Genomic DNA, 18,974 nt, shown 5'->3' with positions numbered 1-18,974 from the left:
GCTTCCCCGTGTTCAGCCGTTCCTCACTCTTTTCTCAGGTCAGGCCGGTCCCGTGTACCGGACCCGGTGGCACAGGGCGGGGATCTCACCGGACGCCAGCCTGGGCATCACCTCCGGGAGTTCCTCGAAAGCGCTCTCCCCGGTGATGAGCGCGTCCAGCGCCGGGTCGGCGAGCAGGTCCAGGGCGAGCGCCATCCGGTCGGCGTAGGTACGGCCGGGGCGAGCGGCCGGGGAGACGGTGCCGACCTGGCTGCTGCGCACGGTGAGCCGGCGGGAGTGGAAGGCCTCGCCGAGCGGCAGGGTCACGCGCCGGTCGCCGTACCAGCTCATCTCCACGACCGTGCCCTCGGGGGCGAGGAGTTGCAGGGCCCGGGTGAGGCCGGCCTCGGTGGCGCTGGCGTGGACGACGAGGTCGCAGTCGCCGAGGGCGTCGGCCGGTGCGGCGAAGTCGACGCCGAGCGCCTCGGCGGTCTTCGCGCGGGCCGGGTCGGCGTCGACCAGCTGGAGGCGGACGCCGGGGAAGCGGGCGAGCAGCGCGGCGACCGCGCAGCCGACCATGCCGCCGCCGACGACCGCGATCCGGTCACCGAGCAGCGGCGTAGCGTCCCACAGGGCGTTGACGGCGGTCTCGACGGTTCCGGCGAGCACGGCCCGCCCGGCGGGGACCCGCTCGGGCACCACGGTGACGGCGCTCACCGGAACGACGTAACGGCTCTGGTGCGGGTACAGGCAGAAGACGGTACGGCCGACCAGCGCGGCCGGGCCCGCCTCGACCACGCCGACGCTGAGGTAGCCGTACTTCACCGGGCCCGGGAAGTCACCCTCCTGGAACGGTGCCCGCATCACGGTGTGCTGGCTCTCCGGCACCCCGCCCCGGAAGACGAGGGTCTCCGTGCCCCGGCTGACCGCGGAGTACAGGGCCCGCACCAGGACCTCGTCCTCCGCGGGCTCCGCGAGGGTGACGTCGCGCAGCTCCCCGTGGCCGGGCGAGCGGAGCCAGAACGCGCGGGCCGAACGGTTCATCGGCATCCTCCTGAACGATCGGGAAGTTGTTCACGTACCGAGTTGTGCACAGGCCGCGCACAGTACGCGGCGTTGATCGACTCTGTCACTCGGCCGGAGGGTGAGCGGTGGCCCTGAACAACACGTATGACGCGAGGCTCCAGCAGGAGACCGCTGTGGGAGCGGGTGTGCAGATCCTGCTGCTGGCCCTGCTCGGCTCGGCGATCGGCATGGGGCCGGCCGGCTGGCTGACGGGGCTCGCCTTCGCGTTCGCCACCTGGGCGGTCCTCTCCCGGGCCGTGCACCGCTCCCGGCTGCGCTCCTTCGGCCCCGCGAACCGGGTCACGCTGGGCCGGGCCACCCTGGTCGGCGGGGTGACCGCGCTGGTCGCGGACTCCTTCGAGAGCGCGCCGCCGGTGACGCTGCTGGTCGCGCTGACCGCCGTGGCCCTGCTGCTGGACGGCGTGGACGGCAAGGTCGCCCGCCGCACCGGCACCTCCTCCGCGCTCGGGGCGCGCTTCGACATGGAGGTGGACGCGTTCCTCATCCTGGTGCTGAGCGTGTACGTGTCCACGCAGCTCGGCCCGTGGGTCCTCCTGATCGGCGGCATGCGCTACGCGTTCGTCGCCGCGGCCCGGCTCGCCCCCTGGCTGACGGCCCCGCTGCCGCCGTCGTTCGCCCGCAAGACCGTGGCGGCGGTCCAGGGCGTCTGCCTGCTGGTCGCGGGCGCGGACCTGCTCCCCCACGCGGCGAACCTCACGATCGTCCTGCTGGCGCTGGGTTCGCTGGTGTGGTCGTTCGGGCGGGATGTGCGGTGGCTGTGGGCGAACGCGCGGACCACCGCCTTCGAGGACACGGTGCCCGAGTCCGTCGGGCTGGAACTGGTGCCGTCGGGGCGCTGACGGCGCTCCCCCCCGGCAGGCCGACACCGGCCGGGACCACCTGTCCCCCGCCCCCACGGCTCCCCCGATCGCTCACCCCGATGTACTCCGGGTATGCCCCCGCCCGGGTACGCGCCCCCGCCCGTGTCCATGGGGCAGCGGCTCCTGACCCCCCGTGAGGAAGCCCGCCCCTCCCCTCGCTGAAGAGGCACGGCCACCCCCACCGTGCCGCCACCCCCACCGCGCCACCGCCCGCGCAGCGTTCCGCCGGGAGCGCATTGGCGTCAGTCAGTGCCCGAGTCACGACCGCCAGAACCTGAGTATCAGCATCAATGTCAGTGCCGGGCGATATCCTCAAGAGCGCTTGTGACACATGTGTCTTCAGACCACGGGGGGTGTCCATGCAAGGCCGTGATCACGGCTTCCCACAGGACTGCCCGGGTGATCACCCGGGCATGTCGACCGAGGCGGGAATCGACGTCCAGCGGCAGCTGGAGTCCCTCATCCAGGACTTCCGCACCGGCGACCGCCCGATGCCGGTCATCGTGCTGCACGCCGAGGACCCCGCGGACGACGACCGCGTGACCGAACTCGTCGACGAGCTGCGCGAGGGGCAGCAGCACCACGGGACGCGCCTGGCCGTCGCCCCGACCGAGCCGCAGCCGGGGGACGTCGACCCCCTGGCCAGGGCCACGCGGCTGCTGTGGGACCTAGGCGACTCCCGGAAGTGGGGCGGCCGGTCCGCCGCCTACCGGCCCTACTCCTTTCCGCGCCTCAACCTCGTCCGCGCCCTCCAGGAGGCCACCGACGCCCCGGAGATGCGCGAGCACTGGCCGACCGCGCCCGCCGGCACACCGGACGGCAACGCACAGCGGGAACAGGCCCAGACGCAGCTGCTGCGCATCCTCGCCCGGCAGCGCTGGCGGCCCCGCAGGCCCTCGCGCTGGCACCGGCAGTTACTCCTCAACGACGTGCAGCAGTTCCTGCCCATGGGCATCCTGGGCGCGTTCACCGCGCTGCTCACCCGCCCCGAGTGGTACGTCGCCGCTCTGGCGGGCATCGGGCTGATGGTCCTGCTCGCCGGCCTCAACCACGTACCCGGACGCGCTCCCCTCTTCCTGTGGCTGCGCAGGGAGAGCCGGTGGTTCCTGACCACGACGTTCCTCCAGTCCGCCGCCCGCCGCCGGTCGACCAGCGTGCGGCTGCTGCGCCCCGTCAACTCCTGGAGGGCGATAGCCGCCCGCGCCTACGACGTGGCCGAGGCGATGCGGGAGGGCGGCCCGTTCCCCCTCCAGCTGTACGTGCTGGCGCTGTTCGAGGACCTGCGGGACAACCACCGGCGCGGCAGCTGGGACCTGCGAGGGCTGAAGCGGACGCGTCCGCCCGTGCTGTTCCTGCGCCGGATCAGCCGGGAGAACGGCGGCGTCGAACTGATCAGGGCGGTCAGCGACGTCCGCAGCCGGCGCAGCGAGCTGGACCCGCTGCTGATCGTGGCGGGCGTGGCGACGGGCGACGCGGCGCTGCTCGACCGCGGCACGGACACGGAGCCACCGGCCGGCCGGCCGCAGCCCCCGCCCTGGCGCCTCCAGCAGCGGTTGCGGCACTGGTACGACGAGTGGGCGGGGAACCTCCGCGCCGACCAGTCGCCGAGCCGGACCAACGCCCTGCCCTGGGTGCTGAGGGTGCCGCTGCCCCGCGACGAGCTGGTGCAGTTGCGGCAGACGGACTGGCGGTGCGTGCGTGCGAGACACCGTCCGCCCCTCGCCCGCGTGGTGTGGTCGGCGTACAGCCTGGTCCTCGTGCTCGTCCTCGTCGGCACCGCGGGTGTCGTGCACTCCCTCGAACTGCACCGTGCGTACTGCTCGGCGGGCCTGGTGAGCGCCGATCGCGACACCGTACGGCGTCCCGCGCCCGCGGGTGGTACGGAGTGCGTCGGCATAGCCACCGGGGACGTCCGGTTCGGCGCGTACCTCACGGACGGGGCCGACGGGGACGGCAAGCGGATGCGTCAGCTGGAGGACCTGGTGCGCGCCGAGAACGCCGACGTGCTGCACCACCACCCCGGCACGTACGTCACCGTCGTGTACGCGGGACCGCTGAGCTCCTCCGCGACGGACTCCTCCCTCGTCAAGGGCGCCGAGGAGCTGGCCGGCGTGTACCTCGCCCAGCGCGTGGTCAACGAGAACTACACCGTGAAACTCCGGGTGCTGCTCGCCAACGGAGGTGTGGACATGGGGCAGCAGCGCGTGACGGCGGACGCGATCGCCCGGTACGCCGACCGCGACCCGACGGTCGTCGGCGTGGTCGGCTTCGGACGCGACCTGCAGAGCAGCACCTACGTCACGCGCCGCCTCCACGCGGTCGGACTGCCCATCGTCTCCGGCACCAACTCGGCGACCTACCTGCCGAAGCAGTTCTCCAACTGGTTCAGCCTCGCGGCTCCCGACGAGCACCAGGCGGAAGCGCTCGGCCTTGTCGCCCGGCAGCTTCGTGCCCGGCAGAAGGACCCGTACGCGCTGGTGCTGGCCCGCGACACCAAGGACTCGCAGGACCGCTACACCGGCGAACAGGCGGCCTACGGCGGGAAGATGCTGTTCAAGGAACGGTTCCGGATGCTGCCCGAGCAGCGCTACCGGGTGGCGAACGGCAAGCCCGAACTGAGGCAGCGCGCGGAGAGCATCTGCCGGGCGGGGAACGTCCCGTCGGTGATCTACTTCGCCGGACGGGTCGAGGACATCGGTCCGCTGATGACCCAGCTGGGCACCGAACCAGGCTGCGCGGACCGGGAGATCTCCATCCTCACCGGCGACGACCTGAGCAAGGCCAGGTTCTCCGGCACGGGCGGCCGTGACGGCGTGGCCCCGCGGATCACGCTCTACCACGCCGCCCTGGCCGAGCTGAAGGAGGCGGCGTCCGCCACCGCCTTCTACCAGGAAGCCTCCAAGTACCTCCCCTGGCTGGAGGGCAAGGAGGTCACGTACGACTCCGCCGACTTCGCCAGCGGCCAGACGGCGCTCGCCCACGACGCCACCCGTGCGCTCTACTGGGCGGCCAGCCTCGGCGACGTGCGCCAGAGCCGCGCGGCGACCTGGGTGAACCTCAGGGGCGTGAAGCTCGACGGGATGGCCACCGGGACGATCGACTTCACCGACGCGCCGCTGTACGGCGCACGGCGCGGCCACAGCATCGTGATCAAGCGGGTCCGCAGGACCCCTCGGGGCACCTCGGAGACGAAGGTGCTGTGCAGCAGACCGGCCGGCAGCACCAGGCCGCTCAGTGCGAAGGAGTGCTCGATCGGATGACCGGAGCCGGCCCGGCCCAGGGCGGTTGTTACGCTCGCCGGATGAGCATTCCGGCACCCGACGAGATCCGTGCGCTGCACGAGAAGTACGCGCCCACCGCCGAGGCGTTCGCCCTCGTTCACACGCACTGCGAGATCGTCTGGAGCATCGCCGAGCAGCTGCTGTCCGCCCCGCGGCTGCGCCACCTCGACGCCGACCTGGTCCGCGCCGGCTGCCTCCTCCACGACATCGGCGTCTACCGCCTCTACGACGCCGACGGCCGGCTGGACCACACGCAGTACATCCGGCACGGACTGCTCGGCCACGAGCTCCTGGAGCAGGAGGGCTTCCCCGAACCGCTGCGCCGGTTCTGCTCCCACCACACCGGAGTCGGCCTCACCCGGCACGACATCGTGAGCCAGGGCCTCCCACTGCCTCCCGCCGACTACCTGGCGGTGACGGAGGAGGAGCGGCTGGTGATGTACGCGGACAAGTTCCACACCAAGTCCCGCCCGTCGGCGTTCCTCACCGCCGACGAGTACGCCGCCCACGTCCGCCGCTTCGGCGAGGACAAGGTGACCGCGTTCCGGTCCCTGCGGGCGGAGTTCGGCGAACCGGACCTCTCGGGGCCGGTGCCGTGCGGGGGCGCGTCGGTCGGCAGGTGACCACAAGCGGGCGAGGAGCGCCTCTCACGTTCCCTGCATCAGCTCCGCGTTGACGGCGTCGACACGTGCGTACAGGGGACCTGCGGTGACGATGCCTGCCCCCATACCCCGGCGATTCGGATCGACGTCGATCACGGTGACGAGCGCGTTGCCCAGTCCGATCACCACCCACCAGTCCCGCTCGTCCGCCCGCACCCGCCAGGTCGACTTCACCCACTTTCCGGTGTCCGTGCGCACCTCTGCCGAGACCAACTCCCAGCTTGCCGGATCGAAGCGGGTCAACGTCTCCAGGGGCGCATCTCGTTGCTGGAGCCGTTCGGTCACGTGCGTGCCGTGTGCTCGCAGCTGTACCGCTTCGCTCAGGATGTGCCGGACTCGTGTGAAGAGGGAGTCGGGGCCTGAGCCGACGTGGAAGCGGGCGGTCTCGAAGCGGGGCGGCACGGTGAACTCCTCGGAGTGGATCGATCTGGCGGCAGGCAGGCGATCAGCGATGACGACAGGTCAAGGCCGATGACCTGTGCGGACAGGGGGGCTCATCCGCCGGTGGTCGCGGTCGAGCATCATGAGGAGCTCTCATGGTTCCGGTGCGTGCCGCGTCCTGGAGGACGATGCGCACCCGATCGGTGAGAGGCCATTGGTGCCTCTCAGGCCCGCCGTCGTCCAAAGTCGGACCTGCCGAAGATCCTAGTAGTTGCCTGCGGTTCCTTTCGGCCGGCCCGGCCGGGCGGTGACCCGCTGCTTATACCGTGCCGGCGCCGACGGAGGGGGCGCGTTGTACCTCACCGCTCGTGCGCCGCCTCGGTCGGCAGCAGCCGAGGGGCCAATGATTGTCATACTGTCCTACTACTCTCCTGTGTATGGGACTTGGGGACATCACACGTGCGGGAGTCCTGGCTGCGGTCGACGAGTGTCGGCAGCTGGGCCGTGAAACGTTTCTCCGCCGGTACGGATTCGGGCAAGCAAGGACCTATGAGTTGGTCTGGGACGGAAACCGCTATGACTCGAAGGCCATCGCGGGCGTAGCGCACCTGTACTCGGTCGGCAGCCTTCTGCCGGCAGATGACTTCAGTGGCGGCGCACGCACCGTGGCACATCGTCTGCGTGCACTCGGCTTCATCGTCAAGGACGGGGTCACTGCCGCGGACGGGCCAGAGCACATGGCACCGCAGATGGTTCTGCAACCCCGCGGAGGAGCTCGTGACCGCGGCCCACAGAACTTCGCCAAGTCGGTGCGCCGCGGCATCCTGATCGCAGACATCAAGGGCGCACTCGCTGAACAGGCGGACGTACTCACGGCCCTGTACCCGGACGGGACCGCTCGGCTGTGGGGCTCCACTCCCACCGCGCAGGTCAACAACGAGAAGGCGAGAGCGCTGCGACAGCGTCGCGTTGGCGACCATGTGTTCTTCTACGCAGAGAACCACTTCATCGCCCGCGCCCGCATACTGCATCTCTTCAACAGCCCGTCCGTTGCGCGGGAAGTGTGGGGAACCGACGAGGACAGCGCCACATGGGAACACATCATGGCCCTCGGAGACGTGGAGGAGTTCGCCGCCCGTGTGCCGGCCGCGCCCATATTGCGGCAGCTGAACGTTTCAGTGCCTCTACGAAGCCTCACTCTGAGGTCCGCCGAGGACTATCGCCGGATCTCTCCGCTCCTTCCGGTGAGGAGCCAAACGGTTCTCCCACGACCTCTGGCACCACTCCCAGCGGCACTTCCCCAACTGTCCCCGACGGACTTGATCGATCGGATCGGCTCCCTCAGCACGCGTCGGCCTTCAGGGAACAACGCTCAGGGGTACCACCAACCATTGGCGCTGCTGTGGGCGATCTCCCGGATCGCCGCGGGCAAGCCGCGACTGGCCCCGTGGGCCTCTTTCCACACGGAGGTCGGATCACTCCTGGCCGAACTCGGGGTGCCCGCCTCCCAGATCACTCCGGAGTCCCCCTTCTGGCAGTTGCAAGACAGTGGTCTTTGGGAGGTGCACGGAACACCGAGCGATGCCGGTCCCATGCCGCGGGTCAGGGTTCTCGACGCGGCACAGCCTGTCGCGGGTCTCACACATGCCAGCGCTGAACTGCTGCGTAACCCTCTTACTCGCCTCGAGGCGGTGGTCAAGTTGTGCCGCACCTGCCTCGACGGCGTCGATCAGCGCTCCCTACTCGGCCGAGTGGGCCTCGCCGGCTACGCGACGGCCGACGGCCTGCTCGACGAGGACGAGGATGATCAGAGGGCCGCCCGTGAAGACCGGATGACCGGCCCGACCGCGCGCCGAGAATCCACCTCCTCACGGCTGGTTCGCAATGCCGCGATCGCCGCTCAGGTCAAGGAACTGCATGGGCACGCCTGCCAGGTGTGTGAAACCCGTCTGCAGTACAAGCGCAGGCCCTACAGCGAGGCTGCCCACATCCGTGGCCTCGGTTCCCCGCATGACGGTCCGGACGAACTGCCGAACCTCCTCTGCCTGTGCCCCAACCACCACGTGCTCTTCGACGGCCTCGAGATATACATCGACGTCGACGGCTACGTGAGACGGACACACGGGGGCGATTCGCTGGGACGCCTTCGCCGACATGTCGACCATGAGATTGATGAGGCATACCTGCACTACCACCGGAAGTTGTGTGAGCTGAACAACCTGACGAAGCAGTAGCGGCTCAGGCACGACAGTCGCCGCTCGGCACTCGCGATCTGACGGCGCGGGGGTGCACGAGCGGCGGCATGTCCGTCACGCCGATACGGCCTCCCGCACCACCCCGCCGGTAAGCTCCCTCAGCTTCTCCCGTGTCTCCGGATCCGTCGAATACACGATCGTTCCGACCATCCCCCGGGTCAGCAGCACCTTGTACGTGTTGCGGATCAGGCGGTCCACATCGGTGTCCGGGGTGGACTTCTTGAACACCGGGTCCTTGGAGGCGCCGCGGTCAGTGATCCAGCGGTCGCCGCGCCAGACGAGGTAAGGGCCGATGATGACACCGGACCAGTCGTACTCGAAGCCCTGAGCGGTGTAGACGCAACCGACCTGACCGAAGCAGGCCGGGTCGGTGGCCCACAGGGCGGCCGGGGGCGCGCCGGAGACCGAGCGGTCCCCGCGCAGGTTCCAAGGGCGGGCCCAGTCACCGATGACCACGTCGGGCGGGAGCGGCTCGCCGGGCTTGGGTTCCGGGGACCAGCGCCAGCAGTAGCCGGCGGACATGCGCGCGCCGTAGCCCTGCGCGCGGCGGGCCTCGAGGAACGCCTCCATCTCCTGTGGACTGTCGGCGACCAGCAGTTGCATACGGTCGTCGGGTTCCCACACGACCGGCCCGCCGGGTTCCAGACCGAGGAGCCGAACGACCCAGCGCAGGTAGGCGTCGCTGCCCCCGCAGCGGAACTGGCTGTCCAACGGGACGACGTGGCAAGGGATGCCGCGCTTCGCGGCTGCCGCCTTGATGTCGGCCACGGTGCCCATCTCGCCGGGACGCACCACTTGGTGCTCGTCGAGGAAGAAGACGGGCACGTAGGCGACGTCGATGAGCTCGTCGATCTGGGCCCTGCCGGTCCGGTGCTCGGCACGGGTGTAGCGGTTGGCCGAGGTTTCCCGGATCCGGTGGGCCTCGTCGCATATGAGGGCACCAAGACTGTTCTTCTCGGCGGTCATGAAGCTGTTGAAGTACTTGAACAGGTCCTGGACCTCCCTCTTGCGGGACCCCGCGACCTTCCGCATCGTCTTGGTGAACGACTGAGAGCCGGTGGCGTGCAGAGCCGGGACTCCGCGCCGGTACAGCTCGCCGAGCAGTTGCAGAGCGATCACGCTCTTGCCGGTGCCGGGACCTCCGGTGACGATCACAACTTCCTTGCGGTCGGCGTGTTTCGCCTTCTCCACCGCGTTGAGCACCATGCGGTAGGCGACCTGTTGCTCGTCGAGCAACACGAACTGCTGGCGTTCCCGGACTTCTTCTGCGGCCACGGACATCAGCTGCTTCGACGGAACCGTGGCGCCCGCGAGCAGTTCGTCCGCTGCCGGGGCCCCGAGGTGCTTGTCGCTCAGCCTGGCCCGGAGGTGGTCGAGGAAGGCACCGCGGCGTTCCCCCGTGAAGAGCAGTCCGTGACCGTCGCGTTCGATTTCGCGCAGGCCCGACACGCCGAACTCCGTGGCGTTGTGCAGGAACGCCACACCGTTGATCCGGTGCGCGTGTTCGGCCACTGCCCCGTTGAAGTTGACCAGGTAGTCGCAGTAGCGGCGGACCTGCTCGATGGGATTGAGGACCGGGTGGGCGTAGGCGTCGACGTGACACAAGGAGGGGTCGTCCTCGTGCGGCAGTGCCTGGCTCCACTGTTTCAGCTCCACCACGACGTACGACGGCTCCCCGGTGACGGGGTGCACGCCGGCGAGCACGGCGTCGGCACGCTTGCTGTTCAGAGGGAGCGCGTACTCCAGCATGATTTCCACGTCGCTCAGACCTGCGTCGTTGAGCGCTGCAGCCAGGATGGGGACGCTGCGCTCCCAGGAGCGCACCTCCGAGGTGCCGGGGCGATAGCCGTGCATGTGAACGAACTGGTCGGTGAGGTGAAGGAACAGCGAACCGTCGAGCGCCATGACGGCCACCGTTTTCGCGGACGCGCGGAGCAGCAAGGACTTCCCCCAGGCAGCACGAAGAAACTCGTGCGGGTGGGGGCATGTCCTTCGAGACTCCACCGAGGTGGAGCGGAAGCCCGTCGGGCCGCGATGACGATGAAACAGAGATTACCTGGTGGGGCCGACACTGATGCGGCTGGCTACCAGGGCGACACAGGAGCCGGCGCTGTCCCGCCTCTCTCGGTCACCGGCTCCCACCGCCGGGGCGTTCGCCCTCGTCGACACGCACTGCGAGATCGTCTGGAGCATCGCCGAGCAGCTCCTGCCGGCGCCGCGCCTTCGCCACCTCGACACCGACGGCCGCCTGGACCACGCGCAGTACATCCGGCACGGACTGCTCCCCGAGGCGCTGCGCCGATTCTGCTCCCACCACACCGGAGTCGGCCTCACCCGGCACGACGTCCTGAGCCAGGGACTCCCCCTGCCTCCCGCCGACTACCTGGCGGTGACGGAGGATGCGCGAACTGGTGCGGAGGCATGCCCGTCGGCACGTGACCGGCCCCGCGGGTCTTTCGAGCGCACGGAGCGAAGCGTCTGCCCCGTCATGTTCGTTGGCCTACGGTGACGTCATGACGACGCAGCCTCTTCCTCGCCTGACTCCGACCGGCACCTGCTGGTGCGGCTGTGCCAAAAATGTCGGCCCAGGATCCTTCTTCGCTCCCGGACACGACAAGGTGGCGGAGGCGGCCCTGCTCGCGGCCGAGTACGGCTCCTCGGTCGCCCAGTTGCTGCACCGGCACGGGTACGGCCCCGGACACTCGGTGAGCGCGCGTGCCGTGTCCGAGGGTGTGTGGCAGAAGTGCCCGTCGTGCGACTACGTCGGCGCACCGGCGAGCATCGCTAACCACGCCAAGAAGGCGCACCCCGCCGCCATCGGCGAGCAGGCGCAGGGTGCGGAGCGGTGACCGGAGCGGTCTCCAGCCAGCGCGCCGACCTGGAGAATGCCGTGCGCCTGTACGGCGGCGCGAGCGAGGGGCTGCTGGTGAAGGTGGGGGGCCGGCCGGTCCGCTACCGCGCCGTGCGGGCGAACTGAAGCGCCGCTCAGCCCCTCTTCCCCCCTGGCACCGGTTGGTCCTGGAGTACTCCCCTTGTCCGAAGGCGGTCACGCCGCCCGAGCTGGACGCCAAGCAGCACGAGACCTGGTCCCGCAATCCGAGCCGGTTCCTGACGGAGGCGGGCGTGTGAAGCCGACCTGCGCACGCGTCGGTCGGCTGGATCAAGCCCGCTGTTCGTACCGGTCGTCGTAGTAGTCCTCGCCGCCCACCAGGACGGAGGTGACGTGCTTCGGGAGACCGTCGGCGTGCCGCTCGGCCTCCTGTGAGGTCTGCCGGGTGAAGCCGAGCGACACGCCGGGGATCACCGGGTGCTCCGGCTGCGACGTGTCGACCGTCCAGCCCCGGCCGGCGGCACGGCGGAAGAGGTCCACGGCGAGGGTGGTGAAGACCTCGTCCCCGTGGAGCAGGACGCGCGTGCTGGAGGTGCGGCCCTCGCCGGGCCACCACAGCTCGATCGCGGTGACGTGGGTGCCGCCCTCGACCAGGGCCTGTACGCCGACGTGGCCGAGGGCCCAGGACGCCTTGGCCAAGTTCCGGCTCGGGCGGCGCAGCACACGGGGCTCGCCCCGTTCGGGGACCGTGGCGAGCGCCTCGTCGAGCGTCATGCCCAGCAGGATCGGCGCGACTCCGCGCGGCGGGTCGAGCACCAGATCCATCGCCAGCCCCTCGGTTCTCACGGCACCTCGTCTCAGCATGCCTTAGTTCATCGTCAGCCCTTCTGCTCCACCCTCACCCAGTCCACCTCCGCCTGCACTCCCCCGCCCGCGATCCGGTCCACGCTGGACTGCGGCAGGCCCCAGTAGGGGGTGGTGACCTTGTTCCAGCCGGCCGGGTAGGCGCCGCCGAGGGCGAGGTTGAGGATGACGTACTGGTTGTGGTCGTAGACCCACTGGCCCCGGGTGGACTCCAGCTTGTTGCGGGTCGTCTCCTGGACCAGGCGGTCGTCGACGAAGAACCGCATCGCCGTCGGGGTCCACTCGACCGCGTAGGTGTGCCACTGGTCGGCCGTTCCGCCGGCCGGGTACGTCTGGCGGGCGCCGATGTTGCCGTCGGCCGAGTAGCCGGGGCCGTGCAGGGCGGTGCTGGTCCAGTCGGGGTAGCCGATGTTCTCCATGATGTCGGTCTCGCCGGAGGCCGGCCAGGAGACGGAGGGGTCGTCCACGTTGCTGCCGAGCAGCCAGAACGCCGGCCAGAAGCCGTCGCCGACGGGCAGCTTCATGCGGGCGCTGACCTTGCCGTAGGTGAAGTCGAAGTGGGTGTTGGTGTCGATGCGGCCGGAGGTGAAGTCGTAGGTGCCGCCGCCCGCCCGGGTGCAGCCCTTGCAGTACTTCGCGCGGAGGATCAACTCGCCGTTCTCGGTGCGGATGGTGTCCGGGGAGTCGACGTACGCCTGGGACTCGCCGTTGACCGGGCCCATCTCGGTGCCGGTGCGGACCACCCGCCACTTCGAGCGGTCGAGTGCGGCGCCCGTGAAGTCGTCGAAGAAGGTGGTGCGGTAGGTGCCCGGCTGATCGGCGGGCAGGGCCGGGTACGCGGCGGAGGCGCTGCCGCCGGTGCCCCAGACCTGGAACTCGTACAGCGAGTAGCCGAACTGGGCGGTGGCGGGCGCCGGGTTGTAGAAGGAGCGGCGCTCGGTGCCGAGCATGCGGACGTAGCGGCCGGTGACCGGTGTGGGGAGGGTGATGGTGTCGTGCAGGCCGACCGCGTCGGCCGGGGACTTCACGTTCGCGCGGCGGGCGGCCACGTCGGCGGCCGAGGGCTGGTACACGGTGCGCCAGGTGCGGTTGTCGTCGGAGACCTGGAGCCGGTAGTCGACGGCGTAGGCCGCCTCCCAGTAGAGGTCGACGGAGGAGATGACCGACGGGGCGCCCAGGTCCACCGAGACCCAGCGGTCCGCGTTCCAGTCGCTGGACCAGCGGGTCGCGTCGTCCTTGAGGTTGGCGGGCCAGCCGCCGTCCGTCACGAACGCCGGTGAGGCGCCCGCGTGTTGGTAGTAGTTGGAGTACGCCGGGTGGTTCAGGGCGAGGTTGGTGCGGGTGGTCGACGCGGGTGCGGGTTCGCCGCCGTAGACCTTGAAGTTCCACAGGGAGTAGCCGTACGGCGTGGCGCGTTCGAGGCCGCGCAGGCGGACGTAGCGGCCGGTGACCTCCTGGGGGTAGGTGTGCGCGGTGACCGAGCCGCCGGTGCCCGCCGTCTCGGTGTAGAAGGGCGTCCAGTCGGTGCCGTTGCGGGACGCCTCCAGCACGTAGCGCTTGCCGTAGGCGGCTTCCCAGTCGAGGACGACGCGGTCGACGCGGATCACCGAGCCGAGGTCGACGCGGATCCAGGCGTCGTCGGCGAAGTTGCTGGACCAGCGGGTGGCGCCGTTGCCGTCGAAGGCGAGGCCGGGTGTGGTGCCGGCGTTCTCGCTGCCGGAGGCGGTGACGGCGGCGGGGTCCACCGCGTAGGCGGCGGCCGCGCGGTCGGTGTCCCAGCCGGCGACGGCGGGGGCCGCGGCGGCGGGCTCGGCCAGGAGCGGGCCGGAGCAGAGCAGGGCCGTGGTGGCCAGGGCGGCGAGCAGGGTGCGGGGGATGCGGGTGGGCATGCGGCTCTCCTTGTGGGGTGGAGGTGCGCTTGCTGATCCATTTCTGTCACGTCCATGACAGCTTTGTGGGGTGGCGGGCCGGTGGACACGAACTCCCCAGTCGTGTCCACCGGCCGTCCGGGCCGGGGCTCAGGCGGCCCGGCGTGTCTGGCCGCGGTGGACGCGGACGATGTCCGCGTACCGGCGGCCACTGCCCTTGATCGTGCGGACCTGCGTGCGGTAGTCGACGTGGACCAGGCCGAACCGCTTGTCGTAGCCGTACGCCCACTCGAAGTTGTCCAGCAGCGACCAGGCGAAGTAGCCGGCCAGCGGGGCGCCCTTGCGGGCGGCGGAGGCGCAGGCGGCGAGGTGGTTCTCCAGGTACTCCTGGCGCTCGGGGTCGTCGACGCTGCCGTCGGGGCGGACCACGTCCGGGAAGGCGGAGCCGTTCTCGGTGACGTAGATCCGCCGGGCGCCGTACTCCTCGGTGAGCCTCAGCAGCAGCGTCTCGATGCCGGAAGCGTCGATCTCCCAGTCCATGCCGGTGCGCGGCACGCCCTCGCGCCGGACGGAACGGACGTACGGAGCGGGCCCCTCGGGGTCGTCGGCGACGTACGCGGGGAAGTAGTAGTTCAGGCCGAGCCAGTCGAGCGGGGCGGCGATCGTGGCCAGGTCGGCGCCGTCCACGGGGAGTTCGACGCCGTAGGTCTCCACCATGTCGGCCGGGAAACCGCGGCCGTGCACCGGGTCGAGCCACCAGCGGTTGACATGGCCGTCGTGCCGGCGGGCCGCCGCCAGGTCCTCGGGGCGGTCGGTGGCCGGGTGCACGGTGGAGAGGTTGTTGACGATGCCGACCTGCGCGCCGGGCGCGGCGGCACGGATCGCCTGGGTGGCCAGGCCATGGCCGAGGAGCAGGTGGCAGGAGGCGCGCACGGCGGCGGTGAGGTCGGTCCAGCCCGGCGCCATGGTGCCTTCGAGATGCCCGATCCAGGCCGAGCAGGACGGCTCGTTGAGGGTGGCCCAGAGGGTGACCCGGTCGCCGAGGCGTTCGGCGACGACGGAGGCGTACTCGGCGAACGCCAGGGCGGTGTCCCGCTCCGGCCAGCCGCCGCGGTCCTGGAGCACCTGCGGCAGGTCCCAGTGGTAGAGCGTGACGGACGGGGTGATGCCCGCCTCCAGCAGCGCGTCCACCAACTCGTCGTAGAAGGCGAGCCCCTTGGGGTTCGCCGGGCCGGTGCCTCCCGGGACCACCCGTGGCCAGGCCACGGACAACCGGTAGGCGTTGACGCCGAGTTGCCCCATCAGGCCGATGTCCTCGCGCCAGCGGTGGTAGTGGTCGCAGGCGACGTCGCCGTTGTCGTCGTTCGCGATCTTCCCCGGGGTGTGGGAGAAGGTGTCCCAGATCGAGGGCGAACGGCCGTCCTCGGCGACGGCCCCCTCGATCTGGTACGCCGCTGTGGCCGTGCCCCACAGGAAGTCGTGCGGGAGGGCGGCGAGGTCGATGGGTTCGGACACGGAAGTCCCTTCGGGATCAGGGGTGTGGGTCACTTGACGGCGCCCGCCGTCAGACCCGCGACGAGATAGCGCTGCAACAGCAGGAAGCCGGCCACCACGGGCACGCTGACGACCAGCGAGGCGGCCATGATCTGGTTCCAGTAGACGTCGTAGAGGGTGGAGTAGCCCTGGAGGCCGACGGCGAGGGTGCGGGTGGTGTCGTTGGTCATGACCGACGCGAAGAGGACCTCTCCCCACGCCGTCATGAAGGCGTAGACGGCGACCGCGACGATGCCGGGGATCGCGGCCGGCACGACGATCCGGAAGAGCGCGCCGAACGGGCCGCAGCCGTCCACGAGTGCCGCCTCGTCCAGGTCGCGCGGCACCGAGTCGAAGTAGCCGATCAGCATCCAGATGGAGAACGGCAGCGAGAAGGTGAGGTACGTCAGGATCAGTCCGCCGCGGGAGCCGAACAGGGCGATGCCGGTGGCGTTGCCGATGTTGACGTAGATCAGGAAGAGCGGGAGCAGGAAGAGGATGCCCGGGAGCATCTGCGTGGACAGCACGGTGACCGTGAAGACGCGCTTGCCGCGGAAGTCGTAGCGGCTGACGGCGTAGGCCGCGAACACGGCGATGACCACCGAGCAGATGGTCGCCGCGCCCGCCACGATCAGCGAGTTCATGAAGTACTTCGCGAGCGGCACGGTCGACCAGATGTCGATGTACGGCCGGATCGTCAGCTCGCTGGGCAGCCAGCGGAACTTGCCGGTGACGTCGGCGAGCGGCTTCAGCGAGCTGGAGACCATCACGTACACCGGGATCAGCACGAACCCGGCGAGCAGGGTGAGGAACACCCTGCGCGACCACAGGAACGAACGCGGCGGCGCCATGGGCGAGTTGCGCGGCGCGGTGAGCGACGGTTCATGCATCGGAGGCCCTCCGTCCGCGCGAGGTCAGCAGCAGGTATCCGCCCGTCACGACGAGCAGGAACAGCAGCAGCAGGACGGACATGGCCGAGCCGGTGCCGAAGTTCCAGGCGACGAAGGAGGACTGGTAGATGTGCACCGAGATGAGGTCGGCGGCCTCGGGGGCGGCCTTGCCGAACAGCACGTACGGGGTGTTGAAGTCGTTGAACGTCCACAGGAACAGCACCAGGATCAGCACCTGGTTGACCGGGCGCAGCGACGGCAGGGTGATGCGGCGGATCTGCTGCCACATCCCGGCGCCGTCCAGGGCGGCGGCCTCGTACAGCTCCCGGGGGATGTTCTGGAGCCCGGCCGTCACGATGAGGAACGCGAACGGCCAGCCCTTCCACACGGACACGGTGAGCAGGGCGTAGAAGCTGTTGTCGCCGATGAGCCAGAAGGACGGCTTGTCGGTGAGGTGCAGCTGGTCGTGCAGCACGTGGTTCACCAGGCCGTTGTCGTGCTGGAACATGAACACCCAGGTGATGACGGCCGCGTAGACGGGCAGCGCGTACGGCACCAGGAACAGGGCGCGCAGCAGGCCGCGCCCCCGGAAGCCGTCCTGCATGTAGACGGCTGCGGCCGTGCCGATCAGCCAGCACAGGCCGACCGAGAGCAGGGTGAAGCCGACGGTGATGCCGAAGGACTGGAGCAGCGCCTTGCCGACGGGGGCGTCGAAGTCCACCGACACCTTGTAGTTGTCGAAGCCGTTCCAGGGGGCGGTGCCCCAGTCGCGGATGTAGAACTGGGTGAGCTCCTTGAAGCTCATCACGATGCCGATCGCCATCGGCACCAGGTGGACGAGGAGTTCGAGGAGCAGGGCGGGCAGCAGGAGCAGGTACGGCAGGGAGACGCGTCTGATCCGCCCGGTGCGGCGGCGGGGTTCGCGCGCCGCACCGGGGGAGGTCTCGCGCACCGGTTCCTTCAGTGCGGTGGTCGTCATCGTGGTCACGCCGCCGGCATCTGCTGCTGGGCCTTCTCCAGCTTCGCCTTGACCGAGTCGGCGGTCACGGCGCGCCCGGCGGCGGCGTCGGCGAACAGCTCCTTGACGGCCGTACCGACCGCGGTCTCGAACTGCGACTCGGCCGCCACCTGCGGCAGCGCGGCGGCGCTCTTGGCGAGGGTGTCCTTCAGCACCGCGGTGTCCGGCGCGTTGAACGCCGCGTCGCCCTGGGCGGCCTTGACCGGCGGGATGGAGCTGTACGCCGTGTTGAGGATCTTCTGCTCGGCGTCGGAGGTCATGAACTTCACGAACTTCGTGGCGCCGTCGAGGTTGTGCGTGTTCTTGAAGACGGCGATGTTGATGCCCATGACCGCCGAGTTGACCTGGGTGCCGGCGCCGGGCGTCCCGGAGATCACCGGTACCGGGGCGACACCGTAGGCGTCCGCGCTCATGCCCTGGGACTTGAGGTTGGAGGCGGCGGACTGCCACAGCAGCATCGCCTGCTTGCCCTTGGCGAAGTCGCTGACGGACTGGTTCTGCGCGTACTCGGCGTCGCCGGCCGGGATGACCTTGTCCTTGGCCATCAGGTCGACGTAGCTCTTCACCGCCTCGACGACCTTGGGGTTGGTGAAGTCCGGCTTGCCGTCCGCGGTGAAGAAGTCGGCTCCGTGCTGCTTGGCGAACACGAAGACGTGGTGGATGTTCTCCGACAGGTTCGCGCCCTCGGCGCCGAGCACGGACTTGCCCTTGGCCCTGATCTTCTTGCCGTCGGCGACCAGCTCGTCCCAGGTGGCCGGGGGCTTACTGATCCCGGCGTCGGCGAAGATCTTCTTGTTGTAGTAGAGGGCGTACGCCATGGAGTACAGGGGCACGGCGGCCGGGTCCTTGCCCTGGGCGCCGGTCGAGCCGAGCGCGGTGTCGGAGAACCGCTCCTTGCCGCCTATCTTGGCGAAGTTCTTCTCGTCCCACGACAGCAGCCCGCCGGTCGCCTGGAGGGAGGCGCTCCAGGTGTTGCCGATGTTCAGCACGTCCGGTCCCTGGCCCGAGGTGGTGGCGGTCAGGATCCGGTTGAGCAGATCCGACCAGGGCACGACCTCCAGCTTGACCTTGATGCCGGTCTGCTTCTCGAACTTGTCGAGCTCGGGCTGGAGAACCTGCTTGTCCACGGCGACACTGGCGCCCTGGTTGGAGGCCCAGTACGTCAGCGTCTTGGGCGAGTCGTTCGACCCGCCGCCGCTGGATGATCCGCCTCCGCAGGCCGTGGCCGCGAGGGCGAGAGACAGGGTGACGGCGCCTACGGCCGCGGCTCGGATGCTGCGCATGGCTCCCGGGTCCCTTCAGGGATTGCACTCATGACTTAATTTAGGACGTGAGTTAATCCGCCGGAGAGGCGATCGTCAAGGGATTCGACAAGCCCGGCCCCGGAAACGGCCCGCAGACCCGGCGCGGCGTTCCACGAGGGGCGCGTGGTGCGGGGCGAGGGGAGGCAGAGGACTGTGTACGGCG

General features: G+C 69.9%; 16 protein-coding genes. 7 read left to right on the top strand and 9 right to left on the bottom strand.

All coding sequences use genetic code 11. From position 1 onward, the window contains the following. Window positions 1-39: 39 nt before the first annotated feature. Window positions 40-1,023, bottom strand: a complete 984-nt coding sequence (locus ABZV94_RS06205; protein ID WP_356337736.1) for a zinc-binding alcohol dehydrogenase — start codon at window positions 1,021-1,023, stop codon at window positions 40-42. A 107-nt stretch (window positions 1,024-1,130) separates the two neighbouring features. Here ABZV94_RS06205 and ABZV94_RS06200 point away from each other — a divergent pair, with 107 nt between their 5' ends. From ABZV94_RS06200 to ABZV94_RS06190, 3 genes are all read left to right on the top strand, one after another. Continuing rightward, entirely contained in the window at window positions 1,131-1,904 is a 774-nt protein-coding gene (locus ABZV94_RS06200; RefSeq protein ID WP_356337734.1) for a CDP-alcohol phosphatidyltransferase family protein, read from the top strand. 434 nt (window positions 1,905-2,338) lie between these two features. Further along, complete coding sequence (locus ABZV94_RS06195) at window positions 2,339-5,185, top strand: ABC transporter substrate-binding protein (RefSeq protein WP_356337732.1); 2,847 nt, start codon at window positions 2,339-2,341, stop codon at window positions 5,183-5,185. Between the two features lie 41 nt (window positions 5,186-5,226). After that, entirely contained in the window at window positions 5,227-5,829 is a 603-nt protein-coding gene (locus tag ABZV94_RS06190; RefSeq protein WP_356337730.1) for an HD domain-containing protein, read from the top strand. A 24-nt stretch (window positions 5,830-5,853) separates the two neighbouring features. Here ABZV94_RS06190 and ABZV94_RS06185 read toward each other — a convergent pair whose 3' ends face one another. After that, window positions 5,854-6,153, bottom strand: coding sequence for a hypothetical protein (locus ABZV94_RS06185; RefSeq protein WP_356337727.1), 300 nt, complete (start codon window positions 6,151-6,153; stop codon window positions 5,854-5,856). Between the two features lie 533 nt (window positions 6,154-6,686). Here ABZV94_RS06185 and ABZV94_RS06180 point away from each other — a divergent pair. Further along, complete coding sequence (locus ABZV94_RS06180) at window positions 6,687-8,483, top strand: HNH endonuclease (RefSeq protein WP_356337725.1); 1,797 nt, start codon at window positions 6,687-6,689, stop codon at window positions 8,481-8,483. Between the two features lie 75 nt (window positions 8,484-8,558). Here ABZV94_RS06180 and ABZV94_RS06175 read toward each other — a convergent pair whose 3' ends face one another. Then, window positions 8,559-10,445, bottom strand: coding sequence for a DUF2075 domain-containing protein (locus ABZV94_RS06175; RefSeq protein WP_356337724.1), 1,887 nt, complete (start codon window positions 10,443-10,445; stop codon window positions 8,559-8,561). A gap of 133 nt (window positions 10,446-10,578) precedes the next feature. On the opposite strand from ABZV94_RS06175, the gene ABZV94_RS06170 reads away from it, so the two are divergent. Genes ABZV94_RS06170 through ABZV94_RS06160 form a run of 3 tightly spaced genes read left to right on the top strand, consistent with a single transcriptional unit; the run spans window position 10,579 to window position 11,481 of the window. After that, window positions 10,579-11,013: a hypothetical protein gene (locus tag ABZV94_RS06170; protein ID WP_356337777.1), complete on the top strand. Its 435-nt coding sequence runs from the start codon at window positions 10,579-10,581 to the stop codon at window positions 11,011-11,013. A 4-nt stretch (window positions 11,014-11,017) separates the two neighbouring features. Continuing rightward, window positions 11,018-11,353 (top strand): hypothetical protein, encoded by a 336-nt coding sequence (locus ABZV94_RS06165; protein ID WP_356337721.1) that lies wholly within the window; start codon window positions 11,018-11,020, stop codon window positions 11,351-11,353. Continuing rightward, window positions 11,350-11,481, top strand: a complete 132-nt coding sequence (locus tag ABZV94_RS06160; RefSeq protein ID WP_356337719.1) for a hypothetical protein — start codon at window positions 11,350-11,352, stop codon at window positions 11,479-11,481. Before ABZV94_RS06165 ends, ABZV94_RS06160 begins: the two co-directional genes overlap by 4 nt. A 183-nt stretch (window positions 11,482-11,664) precedes the next feature. Here ABZV94_RS06160 and ABZV94_RS06155 read toward each other — a convergent pair whose 3' ends face one another. From ABZV94_RS06155 to ABZV94_RS06130, 6 genes are all read right to left on the bottom strand, one after another. Beyond that, entirely contained in the window at window positions 11,665-12,180 is a 516-nt protein-coding gene (locus tag ABZV94_RS06155) for a hypothetical protein (protein WP_356337717.1), read from the bottom strand. 32 nt (window positions 12,181-12,212) lie between these two features. Next, on the bottom strand, window positions 12,213-14,087 hold the full coding sequence (locus tag ABZV94_RS06150; RefSeq protein WP_356337716.1) for a discoidin domain-containing protein: 1,875 nt from the start codon (window positions 14,085-14,087) through the stop codon (window positions 12,213-12,215). A 129-nt stretch (window positions 14,088-14,216) separates the two neighbouring features. Continuing rightward, a complete protein-coding gene (locus ABZV94_RS06145; RefSeq protein ID WP_356337713.1) occupies window positions 14,217-15,581 on the bottom strand; it encodes a GH1 family beta-glucosidase in 1,365 nt (454 codons plus the stop codon). 29 nt (window positions 15,582-15,610) lie between these two features. Then, entirely contained in the window at window positions 15,611-16,450 is an 840-nt protein-coding gene (locus ABZV94_RS06140; protein WP_356337775.1) for a carbohydrate ABC transporter permease, read from the bottom strand. A 31-nt stretch (window positions 16,451-16,481) separates the two neighbouring features. Continuing rightward, a complete protein-coding gene (locus ABZV94_RS06135) occupies window positions 16,482-17,468 on the bottom strand; it encodes a sugar ABC transporter permease (protein WP_356337711.1) in 987 nt (328 codons plus the stop codon). Window positions 17,469-17,473: 5 nt separating this feature from the next. Then, window positions 17,474-18,790 carry a sugar ABC transporter substrate-binding protein gene (locus ABZV94_RS06130; RefSeq protein ID WP_356337709.1) on the bottom strand — a complete coding sequence of 439 codons (1,317 nt, stop codon included), beginning with the start codon at window positions 18,788-18,790 and terminating at the stop codon, window positions 17,474-17,476. Between the last annotated feature and the right edge of the window lie 184 nt (window positions 18,791-18,974).

Origin of the sequence: Streptomyces sp. NPDC004658 (assembly GCF_040609555.1) — a bacterium.
Classification (GTDB): Bacteria; Actinomycetota; Actinomycetes; order Streptomycetales; family Streptomycetaceae; genus Streptomyces.
Note: the sequence above shows the minus strand (reverse complement) of the source record. Positions and strands in the feature narration are given on the sequence as shown.

Coding starts and splice junctions, on each gene's coding strand:
- ABZV94_RS06195 (WP_356337732.1), top strand. CDS start 2,339: ATGTCGACCGAGGCGGGAATCGACGTCCAGCGGCAGCTGGAGTCCCTC.
- ABZV94_RS06150 (WP_356337716.1), bottom strand. CDS start 14,087: ATGCCCACCCGCATCCCCCGCACCCTGCTCGCCGCCCTGGCCACCACG.
- ABZV94_RS06135 (WP_356337711.1), bottom strand. CDS start 17,468: ATGACGACCACCGCACTGAAGGAACCGGTGCGCGAGACCTCCCCCGGT.
- ABZV94_RS06170 (WP_356337777.1), top strand. CDS start 10,579: ATGCGGCTGGCTACCAGGGCGACACAGGAGCCGGCGCTGTCCCGCCTC.
- ABZV94_RS06205 (WP_356337736.1), bottom strand. CDS start 1,023: ATGAACCGTTCGGCCCGCGCGTTCTGGCTCCGCTCGCCCGGCCACGGG.
- ABZV94_RS06190 (WP_356337730.1), top strand. CDS start 5,227: ATGAGCATTCCGGCACCCGACGAGATCCGTGCGCTGCACGAGAAGTAC.
- ABZV94_RS06140 (WP_356337775.1), bottom strand. CDS start 16,450: ATGGCGCCGCCGCGTTCGTTCCTGTGGTCGCGCAGGGTGTTCCTCACC.
- ABZV94_RS06165 (WP_356337721.1), top strand. CDS start 11,018: ATGACGACGCAGCCTCTTCCTCGCCTGACTCCGACCGGCACCTGCTGG.
- ABZV94_RS06130 (WP_356337709.1), bottom strand. CDS start 18,790: ATGCGCAGCATCCGAGCCGCGGCCGTAGGCGCCGTCACCCTGTCTCTC.
- ABZV94_RS06180 (WP_356337725.1), top strand. CDS start 6,687: ATGGGACTTGGGGACATCACACGTGCGGGAGTCCTGGCTGCGGTCGAC.